Raw genomic sequence first — 243 nt, 5'->3', positions numbered from 1 at the left:
ACGAGGAACTGGTCGCCCTGGTCCGCGGGCTGGAGAACCAGTACGACGCCGCGGCCGGCGCGGAGACGCGCGGCAACCTCGTCGCCGAGTCCGTCACGCTGCCGTCGGCGGACGAGATCGGGCGCGAGTTCGAGCGGTTCCTCGCCGAGCGGGAAGGGGAAGGCGGCTGACCGCCGCGGGGTGTTCTCGTACGTGGGTATCCCGGGGCCGGGGCCGAAGCCGAGGGCGGGGGCGCGGGTCGTG

At 74.9% G+C, this 243-nt stretch carries 1 pseudogene; it reads left to right on the top strand.

The features are described from left to right. Window positions 1–170, top strand: a pseudogene (locus ACSNOK_RS35825) (PAC2 family protein); the annotation flags it as partial. Between the last annotated feature and the right edge of the window lie 73 nt (window positions 171–243).

This window comes from Streptomyces sp. URMC 126 (assembly GCF_051386555.1).
Classification (GTDB): Bacteria; Actinomycetota; Actinomycetes; order Streptomycetales; family Streptomycetaceae; genus Streptomyces.
Note: the sequence above shows the minus strand (reverse complement) of the source record. Positions and strands in the feature narration are given on the sequence as shown.